This is a genomic window from Bradyrhizobium sp. LeoA1Lang (assembly GCF_055413685.1).
Map to the genome: position 1 here is coordinate 105508 of NZ_JBVAPG010000007.1, position 13276 is coordinate 118783.

The window sequence follows — 13276 nt, forward strand, 5'->3', positions numbered from 1 at the left end:
TATACCGCCGCTGCGCGTGGGGATGCAGGCGGTAGAAGAGGGGTCAGAATGGGCGCGAGTTCTCTGACGGAGCTGAAGCGGATCATCGAAGGCGAATCCATCGACGGGATCCAGTTGTTGAACAGTCCGCACGACAACCCGATCTGTTCGCTCTCTTACGATGAAAGCATTTCCTGTATCGCGGTCGTGTGGCGGAAATACGCGACCAGCGCTCAGCTTCGCTTCATTCATGAAATCATCCTTGGCATGCTCACGCAGCATGCCGCCGACAGGATCCTGGGCGATGATTCGGACTTGCCGATCGTCCACGCCGAAGATCAGAAGTGGATCGTAGAAGATTGGCTGCCACGGGCGCGGGCGGCGGGTCTCAAGGCCGTCGCTACCGCCGTGTCGCTGACATTCTTCGGCAAGGTCTCAATCGGGAGCATCCATTCGAAATTGGCCAAAGAGATTGCGATCAAGGATTTTCACAACATCCACTCGGCCCGCATGTGGCTCGGCAGCCTGAGCCCGCAGCAATTGGCATAGCCGCGCCGAGCCTGACACCACCTTGTGCGGGAAAAGGCGGTACCTTTCCTCCGCTGAAGCGCGCGTCATTTCGCGGCGCGCTTCTCGACGTGCGTCGCGAGCCAATCGATCAGCCAGTCGGCGACTTGAAGGTTGTTCTTGTCCTGCATCAGCATGTGCGAGTTGCCGTGAATGCCGACGTCCGGCAGCGCGACGACTTCAGCGTCGACGCCGGCGGCCTTCGCGGCCTGGACGAAGCTTCTGCAACCTTCCAGCCGCTTGCTCCACACCTCCGACTGGCTGACGAAGTCGCCGAACAGGACCAGTGTCGGGATCTGCTTGAGCGCCGTCATATCAAAGTCGCCGCCCGGACATGCTCCCGGCTCGATCGAGATGATGGCAGTTATTCCCTTCGGGCTCATTGCGGCCGTCTGGAACGGGAAGATGCCGGATTGGGAATGGCTGACGAGCACCGTCTTGCCCAGACGCTCAGACAGTTCGGACAGCGCCTTCACGGTCGGGACCGGCGGCGTCATCGAATAGTGCCAGTCCGGCACCATCTGCTTCCAGAACTCGTCCTGCGCCTCCAGCGGAAACTGCAGTCCGGGAAACACCTTTGGATATTCGGTGCCGAAGCGGAAGATCGCCCAGGCCGGCTCATGACCGGCTGAGATGAAGGCCGGCAGCGTGTCGGGTGCGGCCTTCCCGGTCTTCACGACGTTGACAGCGACGGGGCTCGCGGCCGAACGCCCGCGCCAGGCTTGATCGATGACGTAAACGGAAAAGCCGCGGCGCAGGAGATATTCGTCCCAGCCCATCCGGCCGTCGGGTGTCGTCTCCCAGCTCTTGCCGGTCAGACAGCAGCCGTGGATCAGCGTGATGGAATAGTCCTTGGGCTGCAGCGGGGTCTGGTAGCGGACATACATCTGGTCGACGGTGATCGTGCCCGTGGCGCCGAACGTCGGAACGGTCGAGAGCGCGTCGCTCTTCACCTCGCGGCCGCCGACAAAGAAGCTGCCCTGCTTGGCGACGGTGAGGGGCCCGGATGGCGGCGCCTCCGCGGCGTGGCTTGCCGCGAGAAAATTTCCCGAAACAATGAAGGCAAGGACCAGGCGCTTCAGCATGGGCGTTTCCTCGATATGTTATGTTTTTTTGAAAACGTGACGTCGGTACTAGATTCTTATTTTGACGCGTTTTCTTCACGCGAACCGGTGTCCACTTCGCTTGAAAACGCTCTATGATTGCACTCCCCACATTCGCACGGTGCGGCGCTCGATCAGGCGGAAGACCAGATTTTCGACGAAGAGGCCGATCAGGATTACCGTCAACAGGCCGGCGAACACCGCCGGGATATCGAGCACGGTGCGGCTTTCATAGATGAACCAGCCGAGCCCGCCCTTTCCTGACGCGACGCCGAACACAAGCTCGGCGGCGATCAAGGTGCGCCAGGCAAACGCCCAGGCTACTTTCAGTCCGGTCAGGATCGATGGAAAGGCGGCAGGGATCAGGATCTTCAACACGTAAGGCAGGCCGCGCAGTCCATAATTGCGCCCGACCATCCGCAGCGTCGGCGACACCGCGAGGAATCCCGCATGGGTATTGAGCGCGACCGCCCACATCACCGAATGCACCAGCACGAATATCAGGCTCGCCGCGCCGAGCCCGAACCAGATCAGCGCCAGCGGCAACAAGGCGATCGCCGGTAGCGGATTGAACATCGCGGTCAGCGTTTCCAACAGGTCCGTCCCCAGCCGCGTGTTGATAGCGAGCGCTGTCAAGATTCCTGCCAGCGCAATTCCGATCGCATAGCCCAGCAGCAGCACCTGCAATGAAGTCCAGGTGCGCGCGAACAGCGAGCCATCGATGATGTGATCGAACAGGGCCTTCAGCGTGTCGGATAGCGTCGGGAACAGCAGCGCGTCATCGAGATAGCGCGCATAGGCTTCCCAGATCAGGGCCAGCACGATCAGGATAAGGCCCTTGCGCAGCGCGGCATTGTTCCAGAGCCGTTCGGCAGCAGACAATTGCCGTTCGACCTCGGGCTCGTCCATGCCGTCGTTCATGACCGCGGGCGAACTCAGGATGATGCGCGGTGCGTTCATGAGGCAGTCTCGTGATCGGCGCCGGCGCCTTCCGCTGAAAACAGGAGGTCGTCGATCTGCTTCTCCAGTTCGCCGGCGCGCCGGCTGTCACCGCCGACGGCGGCCACGTCCTCGATCTCGGCCTTGACGCGACCCGGATGCGGCGAGAGCAGGAGGATGCGGCTGCCGATCCGGATCGCCTCCGCGATTGAATGGGTCACGAACAGCACAGTGAAGTGCGTATCGGCCCACAATTGCAGGAGCTCGTCCTGCATGCGCCGCCGGGTCAGCGCATCCAGCGCGGCGAAAGGCTCGTCCATCAGGAGGATGTCGGGCTCCATCGCCATGCCGCGCGCGATGGCGACGCGCTGCTTCATGCCGCCCGAAAGCGTGTGCGTGTAGCTGTCCGCGAATTTGGTCAGGTTGACCTTGTCGATATAGGCACGGGCGCGCTCATTGGCCTCGGCCTTGGAGAGCTTGCGCGCGACGCGGAGCGGAAACGCGACGTTCTCGGCGACCGTCTTCCATGGCAGGAGCTGGTCGAACTCCTGGAACACCATCATGCGGTCGGCGCCGGGGCCGTCGATCTTGCGGCCGTTGATGCGGATGGCGCCTTCGCTCGGAAACAGATAGCCGCCGACCGCCTTGAGCAGGGTTGACTTGCCGCAGCCGGAGGGGCCGAGCAGCACGTAGCGGTCGCCGCGCTCGACACGAAACTTGACGCGATGGGTGGCGGTCACCAGCGATTGCGGCGTCTTGTAGCGCAGCGTGACACGGTCGACATGGAGAAGCGGCTCAGCCATGTCCTTGCCGATGCTGGAGGCAGCAATGCCTGCGCTCAATCATGGAAATCTCCCAAACGACGGATCACGAACCCTGCAGGTGATGGATCGCCGGCGCGTAATAGTCCTTCCAGCTCGCAGGCTTGGTCTTGATCAAGCCGATCCTGTTCTGGAATTCGGCGAACTTCATGCTGTTGCGCGGCGCCAGCTCGAAGATGTTCTGGGGATCGCGCAGCATGCTCTCGACGAACTCGGGCGGGAATTTGAGATTGTCGGCCTTGATATAGGTCTGCGCCATGCCGCGCGGATCGTTCTTGACGAGATCCATGACTTCAGACAGCGCTGCGAGCAGCGCCTTCGTCGTCACCGGGTTCTTCTCGAAATAGGCCGCCGAGCCCCAGATCGTGCCGAACACATGCGGGCCGCCGAGCACGTCATAGGAATCGAGGATCTTGCGCGCCTTGCCGCCCTCGCGCTCCTGATACATGAACGGCGCCGAGGTGAAATGCGCTGAAATCTGCGACTTGCCTGATAGCATCGCGATCACGCCATCCGGCGGCGAGATGAACACGGTCAGATGGTCGAGCCGCGCATATTGGTCGATGCCCCAGAGCCGGGCCGCCTCCATCTGCAGCACGATCGCGTGATAGGACGTCTTCACCCCGGGCAGGCCGATGCGGTCATTGTCGGTGAAATCGGCGACCGACTTCACCGCGGGATTGATGGTGTCGAGCTGCATCGGCTGCGTGGTGATGGCGCAAAGCGCCTGGTACTTGCCCTTCGTCTTGTCCCACAGCGTGAGCAGCGAGGTCAGCGCGCCGCTGGTCATGTCGGCGTTGCCCGAGATCACCGCGTCGGAGGTCGCGGTGCTGCCGCTGACGACGCGCATGCTGACATTAGGCTTGTCGATGCCGGCCGCCTTCAGATGCTTGTCCAGCAGGTTCAATTCCATCATCAGGGTCAGCGGCAGATGACCCATGCCGGGCTGCCGGACGATCCTGATCTGTCCTTCCTCCGCGCGCGCCGGCGCTGACGTTCTCACGATGAGCGCCGGAGCTGCGAGCAATGCAGCGCTTCCCATAAGGGCGTGTCGTCGCGTGATGATCAACTGCCCCTCCCTCGATCTCTGTTGTCGTGTTTGTTGTTACGCCGCCAACATCAGACCCGGCGCATGGCAGATGTCAACGGTTCGCGCGCGTCGGAAGCGCGGCCACGCGAAATTCTTCTTGCTTGGATTTGCGAAAGATATCGGAATGCTAGCTTTTCGATATCACACGATGCACGGAGGCGATCAGTCGGCTTCGCGGCTGCGAACGCTTAGCGCAACGGGACGATCTTCGCCTGTGCCTTGGCGCGTTCGTTGACCGTCTTCGACGGCACCAGATGCGGTGCGTCCACGCCGCCGAGGTTGCAGGCGACGTCGATGAAGCGCTGCATCAGCGGTGGCATGTTGCGATCGCGCGTCGCGATCATGAGCCAGCTCTCGGCATCGATACCTGCGATCGGGCGGCTGGAGACGCCGGGTATCGCCATGCAGGTATAGCATTCCGGCAGCACGGCGATGCCGAGCCCCGCCGAGACGAGGCCGAGCACGGTGTTGAGCTCACGCGCTTCCTGCTCGATGCGCGGCGTGAAGCCGGCCGCGCCGCACAGCGTCATCAGATGTTCATGCATGCCGCAATTGACGATCGGTTCGACGCCGACAAACGGCTGATCGACCAGCTCGGTCATCTCGACCGGGGCGGTGGAGGCGGCGAGGCGATGGGTCGACGGAAAGAACAGCCGCGACCGGTCGCGCCATAACGGCATCAGCTTGATATTGCGGTTCTTTTGCAGCACGGCCGGCGGCCGCAGGATGCCGAAATCGATCTGATCGTCGGCGAGCGCTGCGAATTGCGAGCCGGTGCCCATGTGCTGCAATTCGATCTGCACGTCGGGATAGCGGCTGCGGAAGGCGCGCAGCATCTGCGCGAAGGCTTCCCGCATCGGAACCGAGCTGGTGAAGGCGAGCCGGATGGTACCGGCCTCGCCTCGGCCGGCGCGGCGCACCGCCTCGGTGGTCTGCTCGAGCTGCTTCACCGCGCGCCGCGCATTGTCCAGCAGCACCTCGCCAGCAGGCGTCAGTTCGACCTTACGCCGATTGCGGCTGAACAGGGTCGTCCCGACCTCGGCCTCGATCGCCTTGATCTGGATGCTGAGCGGCGGCTGGCTGATGTTCAGGCGTCGGGCGGCGCGGCTGAAGCTGAGCTCTTCGGCCACGGCAATGAAATAGCGAAGCTGGCGATAATCCATCTTCTTATAGTCAAAACGTATAGCCGGGCTGTCAATATCATATTGGACGGAATGGGCCGGCTGCGCCTACACCGGCGGAAACCAGAGATAACCCGAGGAACGCCCTGCTAGAGGCCCTTGTCCCATGATCATCGACACGCATCTGCACTACTGGGAACGATCCACCCCCGCGCGGCCGCACGATCCCAACGGGATCCATTGGGGCGAGGAGATGCTGGCGGAGGATCTTCTGAAGGAGGCCGACAAGGCCGGCGTCACCCATATCGTCCAGGTCACGGCGTCGTTGATGGGCTACGACAACCGCTATTCGCTGGAAGCGGCGGCCAAACACAGGGATCGGGTGGTGGGGGTGTTCGGTCGGTTCGATCCGCTGCTGCCAGACAATGAGGGCCGGCTGAAACAGTTCATGGCGCAGGAGCGCATGCTGGGCGTGCGCATCACGCTGCACCAGCCGCCCTACAATAGCTGGCTGCGGCAGGGCCTGCTGAATGATTTCCTCGCCGCGATAGAAAAGCTCCAGATCCCGCTCGAACTGTTCGCGCCGTACCAGACCGAAGAGCTGCACGACATGGTGAAGCGCTATCCGGGCATCCTGATCATGCTCGACCATATGGGGCTGCGCCGCATGCCGCCCTACACCGACCGCTACTGGAACTGGCCCGAAATCCTCAAGCTCGGCGAGCAGCCGAACATCTGGATGAAGGTGTCGTATTTTCCAGAGGCCGCGCCGGACGACGAGAAATATCCGCATCCGACTTCGAAGCAGCGCTTCCGCGAACTCTACGAGCATATCGGTCCGGACAAGATGATCTGGGGATCGAACTATCCGCCGGTGCTGCGCGCCTGCACCTATCCGCAGTCCGTGACCTTCATCAGCGAGGAATGCGATTTCCTCAACGAAGCAGATCGCAAGGCGATCTTCGCCGGCAACTTCATCAAATACATCAAGCAGGCCGGCGGCCGCGATCTCTTCAAATGACAACTGGAGTGGCAAGGGAGGCGAGGCGATGATTGGATTCCAGATTTGCAAACGCGCGCGCAAAGTCGATGCGGATACCGTCGCAAAATTCCGCGAGCTGCCGGTCGCCAATATCAGTGACTCCATGTCGCGGATGACCGCGGGCGGCGCGGCGCTGCGGCCGGTCCACAAGGAGGGCGTGCTCGCCGGTCCGGCCTTCACGGTGAAGACACGCCCCGGCGACAATCTGATGGTGCACAAGGCGATCGACATCGCCGAACCCGGTGATGTGATTGTGGTCGACGGCGGCGGCGACCTCACCAATTCCCTGATCGGCGAGATGATGGCGGCGCAGGCCGAGCAGCGCGGGATCGCTGGTATCGTCATCTACGGTTCGATCCGCGACTATGACACGCTCCACGCCGGCACGTTCCCGGTCTATGCCGCCGGCGTCACCCATCGCGGCCCCTACAAGGATGGACCCGGCGAGATCAACGTGCCGATCGCGATCGACGGCATGGTGATCGCGCCCGGTGATCTGATTGTTGGCGACGGCGACGGCATTGTCTGCGTGCCCTTCAATGTGACGTCAGAGGTGCTGAAGGCGACCGAGGCCAAGCACCAGGCCGAGATCAAGCAGCTTGCGTTGATCAAGGAGGGCAAGCTCGATCGCTCCTGGGTCGACGCCACGCTGACCCGGCTCGGTTGCAGGATGGACGTTTGATAGCCACGTCGCACGCGACGTTCGCAAGGGAGCATGCCGTGTTTGCTTTTTCCGGATCGTTCCACCCCAACGGCTGTTCGTGTTGCGGCAGCCCGCAATCTTTCCAGGCCATGATGGCTTCGGGTAGGTCTTTTTCGCCTCCGACCAATATCGAGGCGACGGAAGGGCTGCGCCGCGCACAGGCCCCGAGCGGGCCGATCATCGACTGCCACGGCCATTACACCACGGAGCCGCAGGCGCTGCTCGATTGGCGCAAGCGTCAGATCGCGGCGATCGGAGATCCCTCGCAGATGCCTTCGATTGACGAGCTCAAGGTCAGCGACGATGAGTTGCGGCAGTCGGTCGAAGGCGCGCAACTGCGGCTGCAGCGCGAGCGCGGCACGTCGGTGACGCTGTTCTCCCCGCGCGCCTCGGGCATGAGCCATCATATCGGGGACGCGGCGGTCAGCGAGGCCTGGTCGCGAGTCTCGAACGACCTGATCTATCGGCTGACAAAACTCTATCCGAAGAATTTCATCGGCGTCTGCCAATTGCCGCAGTCGCCCGGCGTCGCGCCAAAGAACTGCATCACTGAGCTGACGCGATGTGTCGAGGAACTCGGCTTCGTCGGCTGCAACCTCAATCCGGACCCGAGCGGCGGCTACTGGAAGGATCCGCCGCTGACCGACCGCTGGTGGTACCCGCTCTATGAGAAGATGGTCGAGCTCGACGTGCCCGCGATGATCCATGTCAGCGCCGCCGCCAATCCGGTCTTCCACACCACCGGCAGCCACTACATCAACGGCGACACCACCGCCTTCATGCAGTTCCTGATGTCGGACCTGTTCAAGGATTTTCCGACGCTGAAGCTGATCATCCCGCATGGCGGCGGCGCCATTCCCTATCATTGGGGGCGCTACCGCGGCATCGCGCAGGACCAGAAGCGACCGCCGCTGACCGAAAGCGTGCTCAGGAATGTGTTCTTCGACACCTGCGTCTACCATCAGCCCGGCATCGACCTGCTGACGAAGGTGATCCCGGCCGAGAACATCCTCTTTGCCTCGGAGATGCTGGGTGCGGTGAAGGGCATCGATCCCGAGACCGGTTTCAACTACGACCACACGCGACGTTACATCGATGGCTCGACGCTGCTGAGCGGGGACGACAAGCGCGCGATCTTCGCCGGCAATGCGCGGCGCGTGTTCAGCCGCATTCCCGCTGACTTCTTCAACTGAGCGGGGGCGCGCATTGATCACGGACTCGCAGGTTCATCTCTGGGAAGCGCATCGTCCCGATCGACCTTGGCCGGCCGAGCAGATCGGCAAGCCGTCCTTCGTCGCTGTCCCCGGCGCGCGGCCGCACCGCCCCGAGCCGCTCGGCGCGGATGAATTGATCGGGATGATGGACCGGACCGGCGTCGACCGCGCGGTGATCGTGCCGCCGTCTCCGGTCGGCGATTCCAACGATACGGCGCTGGAAGCAGCTCAACGGTTTCCCGAGCGGTTCGCGGTGATGGGCCGCTTCAACCCGGATGCCGCCGGCGCGCGCGAGCGCCTGCAGACCTGGCTCGACCAGCCGGGGATGCTCGGCATCCGCATGACCTTCTACAAGCCGCAATGGGCGCGGTGGCTCGTGCCCGGCAGCATCGAGTGGTTCTGGTCGGACTGCCAGCGCCTGGGCATTCCGCTGATGGCGCTCGCGCCCGGCCTGCTCAAGGAGATCGCCGCGCTCGCGGAGCGCTATCCAGGCCTCACCATCATCCTTGATCACATGGCGCGGCAGAGCGCGCTGCGCGATCAGCCCTGTTTCGCCGATCTCGACGAATTGCTCGCACTGGCGCAGTTTCCGAACATCGCGATCAAGGCGAGCTCGCTGCCTTGCTACACGGACAGCGCCTATCCGTTCGCCAGCCTGGAGCCTTATCTGCGGCGAACCTTCGAGGCGTTCGGCGCCGATCGCATCATGTGGGGATCCGATCTCACGCGCCTGCCGTGCTCCTATCTCGAATGCCTCGATCACATGCGGCGCGAACTTCCGTTCCTGACCGAAGACGATCGTCGGCAGGTTCTCGGCGGCACCGCCGCGGCGCTGCTGCGCTGGCCCGAAACAGGCGGTGCCGTCAAACCAGCAACATCGAACGAGGCCCGCTTGTGACCGACCAGATCAACCGACGCACCATCCTGTCGCTGCTTGCCGGCGTTACGCTATTGCCCGGCATGCCCAGAATGGCGCGTGCCGCCGGTTATCCCGAGCGCCCGATCCATGTCGCGGTGCCGTTCTCGGCGGGCGGCGCGGTCGATATCGTCGCGCGCACCGTGATGCAGCAGGCCGGTCCGCAGCTCGGCCAGCCGGTCGTGATCGAGAACCGGCCCGGCGCCAGCGGCAACATCGCGACCGCCTTCGTCGCCAAGTCCGATCCCGACGGCTACAATGTGCTGGTCGCCGCCAACAATCTGGCGACCAATGAGGCATTGTTCGACAGCCTGCCCTTCAACGCGGAGAAGGACCTCGAGCCGGTCGCCCTTGTCGGCTACTCGCCCCTGATCCTGGTGGTGCAGCCGCAATTCGAGGCCAAGACCGTCAAGGACCTGGTCGATATGGCCAAGGCGGCGCCGGACAAGCTCACCTTTGCCTCCGCCGGCACCGGCACGTCGGGCCATCTTGCGGCGGAGATCTTCAAGCAGGTGACCGGCATCCAGGCGCTGCATGTGCCGTACAAGGGCGGCGCGCAGGCGATGGTCGATATCATCGCCGGCCGCGTCTCCTTCATGTTCGTCGATCCCGTGCAGGGCATGCCGCAGATCCGCGCCAACCAGCTACGGCCGGTTGCGGTTAGCTCGCGCGAGCGGCTGGTGCTGCTGCCGGATGTCCCGACCGTCACCGAGGCTGGTTTCGCCGGCGTCGAGGCCACCGTCTGGTGGGGCTTCCTGGTTCCGGCCGGCACGCCCAAGGAGATCGTGTCGCGGCTGAACAAGGAGATCGACCTCGCGCTCGGCGATCAGAAGGTAAAGGACAGCCTTCGCGAGATGGGCGCCGTGGTCAAAGGCGGTTCGCCCGAGGATTTCCGCGCCTTCATCAAGTCCGAGACCGAACGCTGGGGCAACATCATCCGCACCGCCAAGATCAAGGCCGAGTGATCTTTCGCGCCGCTCAGCAGCCGCGGCAGATGCTGCGCAAGCTCTTGTAGACCTCTTCGTCATCCCGCCGCATCTGCTGCAGCGATTCCATCGGCTTGCTGTCGTAGACCGGCTCCGGCTTGCGCTTGGCATCGAGCGCCACGGCCTGCCGCTCGTAGCAGGCTTCCCGCTCGGCCTTCGCCTGGATGAACCGGCATTGCTCCACCGCCGCTGACGCGGGACGACGCCGGCCATGAGGCCGAGGGTTATGAGGCTCAAAAGTTTCATGTCGCACGTCCCTTACCGGCCCGTTGTCTCAGTTCCGTGAAACGGGAGCAACATCAACTTTGCGCGCGAGCCATTTCCCGCCGCCGCTTTCTTTGCTAGCCCCTTGTTGCGATAACAAAATCCTCTGGCCGGCCATGAGGGCGGGCCACTTCCGGGAAGTAAACGTGCCAAAGACCATCGAAGAACCCGCACGGCGCGTGCCGATTTATGGCGAATATGAAGTCGCGGTGCTCGGTGGCGGGCCCGCCGGGATCGCGGCCGCGGTTGCCGCGTCGCGCGCGGGGCGGCGCACGCTCCTGATCGAACGCTACGGCTTCCTCGGCGGCATGGGCACGGCCGCGGGCGTGACCAATTTTTGCGGCCTCCACGCCAATGTGCATGGGCAAGCGCATCGGGTGGTGCACGGCATCGCCTCCGATCTGCTGGATCGAATCGACCGGCTGAACGGGCTGAACAAGCCGCATCTGATCCTCGGCAAGATCCTGGCGCAGGCCTATGACACCGCCGCCTACAAGATCGCGGCCGACGATCTCCTGGCGAGCCACAAGGTCGACATCCTCTTCCATGCGCTTGGCGCCGGCGTGGTGATGGATGACGAGCAGCGCATCGGCGCGCTGATGGTCGAGACCAAGGCCGGTCGCCAGGCGGTATTGGCCAACATCTTCATCGATTGCTCCGGTGATGGCGATCTCGCCGCCTGGGCCGGCGCGCCGTACGAGGTTGGCGATGTCAAGGGCAGCATGCTCTATCCCTCCATGATGTTCCGTCTCAACAACATCGATCCCGAGAAAGCCGGTGACGCCTGGCGGACGATACCGGCGCTGATGGAAAAGGCCGAAGCCGCCGGCACCCACAAGTTTCCGCGCAAGGCCGCGATCGTGCGACCGCAGCGCTCGCCGATCGAGTGGCGGGTGAACTTCACCCAGCTCGCGCGCGCTGACGGCACCGCCGTCAATGGCCTGGAGCCCAATGACCTCACCCGTGGCGAGATCGAGGGCCGGCGCCAGGCGATCCAGGCGTTCGAATTCCTGCGCACGGTGCCGGGCTTCGAGAACTCCTACATCGTTGACCTGCCGCCGCAGCTCGGCATCCGCGAAACAAGACGCGTGGTCGGTGGTTACCAGCTCAGCGGCGAGGACGTGCTGGGCTGCGCCTCATTCGACGATTCCATCGGCGTCAATGGCTGGCCGATCGAGGCTCATGTCGCCGGTGACGTCATCTTCAAGTTCCCGCCGATCCCGGAATCGCGCGGCTTCAACGAACTGCCCTATCGCATGCTGGTGCCTGAGCGCGTTGACAATCTCCTCGTCGCCGGGCGCTGCGCCTCGATGACCCACGAGGGACAGTCGGCGGCGCGGGTCTCCGGCGCCTGCTTTGCGATGGGAGAGGCGGCAGGCTCGGCCGCCGCGCTCGCGCTGTCGGGCAATACCAAGCCACGCGACATCGCGGTAGACAGACTGCAACAGGGGTTGAAACAGCAGGGCGCCTTCATCGGGTGCGACCAGCAAGTACCTGCCGGATTGTGAGGAGAAAGCGGATGAAGGGTTTTGTGCGACTCGCGCTTGCGGGCCTGCTGGCACTGACGGCAAGCGGGATCGCGCGGGCCGATGAGCTCTCGAAGGCCAAGATCGGCGTGCTTCGGCTATCGTCCTCGGCACCGGTGTTCATCGCGCAGGACAAGGGTTATTTCCGCGAGGCCGGACTCGATGTCGAACTGAAATTCTTCGACGCGGCGCAACCGATCGCGGTCGCCACCACCTCGGGCGACGTCGATTTCGGCGTCACCGCCTTCACGGCCGGGCTCTACAATCTCGCCGGCAAGGGCACGCTGAAAGTGATCGGCGGCATGAGCCGCGAGAAGGCCGGCTATCCCCTGATCGGCTATTTCGCCAGCAATAATGCCTATGCGGCTGGCCTGAAGACGCCGAAGGATCTTGCGGGCAAGCGCGTAGCGGTGACGCAGGTCGGCTCGAGCTTTCACTATTCGCTCGGCCTGCTCGCCGATAAATACGGCTTCAAGCTTTCGGACGTGAAGGTGGTGCCGCTGCAATCGCTCTCGAACGCGGCCGCCGCGCTGAAGGGCGAGACCGTCGATGCCGCGCTGCTGCCGGTCTCGACTGCACGCCCGCTGATGGAGACTGGCGGTGCCAAGCTCCTCGGCTGGGTCGGCGACGAGACGCCGTGGCAGCTTGGCGCCGTCTTCGCCTCGCCCAAGACGCTGGCGAACAAGCCGCTGGTGACGAAATTGCTTGCAGCTTTGGCGAAGGCCGATCGCGAATATCACGACGTGATTCTCGCCGCGATGAAGGATGGTAAGGCGCCGATCAACGAAAAGACAAAACCGCTGCTCGACATCATCGCCAAATACACCAACCTGCCGGTCGAGCAGGTGGTCGGCAATTGCGCCTATATCGATCCGGACGGCAAGCTCGACGTCAAGAATGTTGCCAACCAGATTTCCTGGCTGCAGGAGCAGGGCTTCGTCGACAAGGGTTTTGACGCGGATAGCATCATCGCAAAGGAATATGTGAAGCCGGATTGATACCGTA

General features: G+C 63.3%; 14 protein-coding genes. 8 read left to right on the forward strand and 6 right to left on the reverse strand.

Features of this window, described 5'->3' with window-relative positions:
* Positions 1-48 precede the first annotated feature (48 nt).
* Positions 49-528 (forward strand): hypothetical protein, encoded by a 480-nt coding sequence (locus ACZYOF_RS04550; protein WP_130582001.1) that lies wholly within the window; start codon positions 49-51, stop codon positions 526-528.
* Positions 529-593: 65 nt separating this feature from the next.
* On the opposite strand, the gene ACZYOF_RS04555 is transcribed toward ACZYOF_RS04550, so the two are convergent.
* The 5 genes from ACZYOF_RS04555 to ACZYOF_RS04575 all read right to left on the reverse strand — a co-directional run bounded on the left by ACZYOF_RS04555 (position 594) and on the right by ACZYOF_RS04575 (position 5662).
* Positions 594-1631 (reverse strand): alpha/beta hydrolase family protein, encoded by a 1038-nt coding sequence (locus ACZYOF_RS04555; protein WP_282531773.1) that lies wholly within the window; start codon positions 1629-1631, stop codon positions 594-596.
* A gap of 111 nt (positions 1632-1742) precedes the next feature.
* On the reverse strand, positions 1743-2609 hold the full coding sequence (locus ACZYOF_RS04560; RefSeq protein ID WP_463714950.1) for an ABC transporter permease: 867 nt from the start codon (positions 2607-2609) through the stop codon (positions 1743-1745).
* Positions 2606-3391, reverse strand: coding sequence for an ABC transporter ATP-binding protein (locus ACZYOF_RS04565; RefSeq protein WP_282531788.1), 786 nt, complete (start codon positions 3389-3391; stop codon positions 2606-2608). The genes ACZYOF_RS04560 and ACZYOF_RS04565 overlap by 4 nt, the downstream gene beginning before the upstream one ends.
* A gap of 64 nt (positions 3392-3455) precedes the next feature.
* The gene (locus ACZYOF_RS04570) at positions 3456-4412 is read right to left on the reverse strand and encodes an ABC transporter substrate-binding protein (RefSeq protein ID WP_282531772.1); all 957 of its coding nucleotides are present in this window, start codon (positions 4410-4412) and stop codon (positions 3456-3458) included.
* 275 nt (positions 4413-4687) lie between these two features.
* Positions 4688-5662, reverse strand: coding sequence for a LysR substrate-binding domain-containing protein (locus tag ACZYOF_RS04575; protein WP_463714951.1), 975 nt, complete (start codon positions 5660-5662; stop codon positions 4688-4690).
* A gap of 124 nt (positions 5663-5786) precedes the next feature.
* On the opposite strand from ACZYOF_RS04575, the gene ACZYOF_RS04580 reads away from it, so the two are divergent.
* The 5 genes from ACZYOF_RS04580 to ACZYOF_RS04600 all read left to right on the forward strand — a co-directional run bounded on the left by ACZYOF_RS04580 (position 5787) and on the right by ACZYOF_RS04600 (position 10460).
* Positions 5787-6641 (forward strand): amidohydrolase family protein, encoded by an 855-nt coding sequence (locus ACZYOF_RS04580; RefSeq protein WP_463714952.1) that lies wholly within the window; start codon positions 5787-5789, stop codon positions 6639-6641.
* Positions 6642-6669: 28 nt separating this feature from the next.
* Positions 6670-7344 (forward strand): RraA family protein, encoded by a 675-nt coding sequence (locus ACZYOF_RS04585; protein WP_463714953.1) that lies wholly within the window; start codon positions 6670-6672, stop codon positions 7342-7344.
* Between the two features lie 113 nt (positions 7345-7457).
* Positions 7458-8558, forward strand: coding sequence for an amidohydrolase family protein (locus ACZYOF_RS04590; protein ID WP_463714954.1), 1101 nt, complete (start codon positions 7458-7460; stop codon positions 8556-8558).
* A gap of 13 nt (positions 8559-8571) precedes the next feature.
* A complete protein-coding gene (locus ACZYOF_RS04595; protein ID WP_463714955.1) occupies positions 8572-9477 on the forward strand; it encodes an amidohydrolase family protein in 906 nt (301 codons plus the stop codon).
* Positions 9474-10460 carry a Bug family tripartite tricarboxylate transporter substrate binding protein gene (locus tag ACZYOF_RS04600; protein ID WP_463714956.1) on the forward strand — a complete coding sequence of 329 codons (987 nt, stop codon included), beginning with the start codon at positions 9474-9476 and terminating at the stop codon, positions 10458-10460. The genes ACZYOF_RS04595 and ACZYOF_RS04600 overlap by 4 nt, the downstream gene beginning before the upstream one ends.
* A gap of 13 nt (positions 10461-10473) precedes the next feature.
* On the opposite strand, the gene ACZYOF_RS04605 is transcribed toward ACZYOF_RS04600, so the two are convergent.
* Positions 10474-10665 (reverse strand): hypothetical protein, encoded by a 192-nt coding sequence (locus ACZYOF_RS04605; protein ID WP_463714957.1) that lies wholly within the window; start codon positions 10663-10665, stop codon positions 10474-10476.
* Between the two features lie 196 nt (positions 10666-10861).
* Between ACZYOF_RS04605 and ACZYOF_RS04610 the strand changes: the two genes are divergently transcribed.
* Together ACZYOF_RS04610 and ACZYOF_RS04615 are read left to right on the forward strand one after the other, a co-directional pair.
* Positions 10862-12253 (forward strand): FAD-dependent oxidoreductase, encoded by a 1392-nt coding sequence (locus tag ACZYOF_RS04610; RefSeq protein WP_463714958.1) that lies wholly within the window; start codon positions 10862-10864, stop codon positions 12251-12253.
* Positions 12254-12264: 11 nt separating this feature from the next.
* A complete protein-coding gene (locus ACZYOF_RS04615; RefSeq protein ID WP_463714959.1) occupies positions 12265-13269 on the forward strand; it encodes an ABC transporter substrate-binding protein in 1005 nt (334 codons plus the stop codon).
* Positions 13270-13276: the final 7 nt, after the last annotated feature.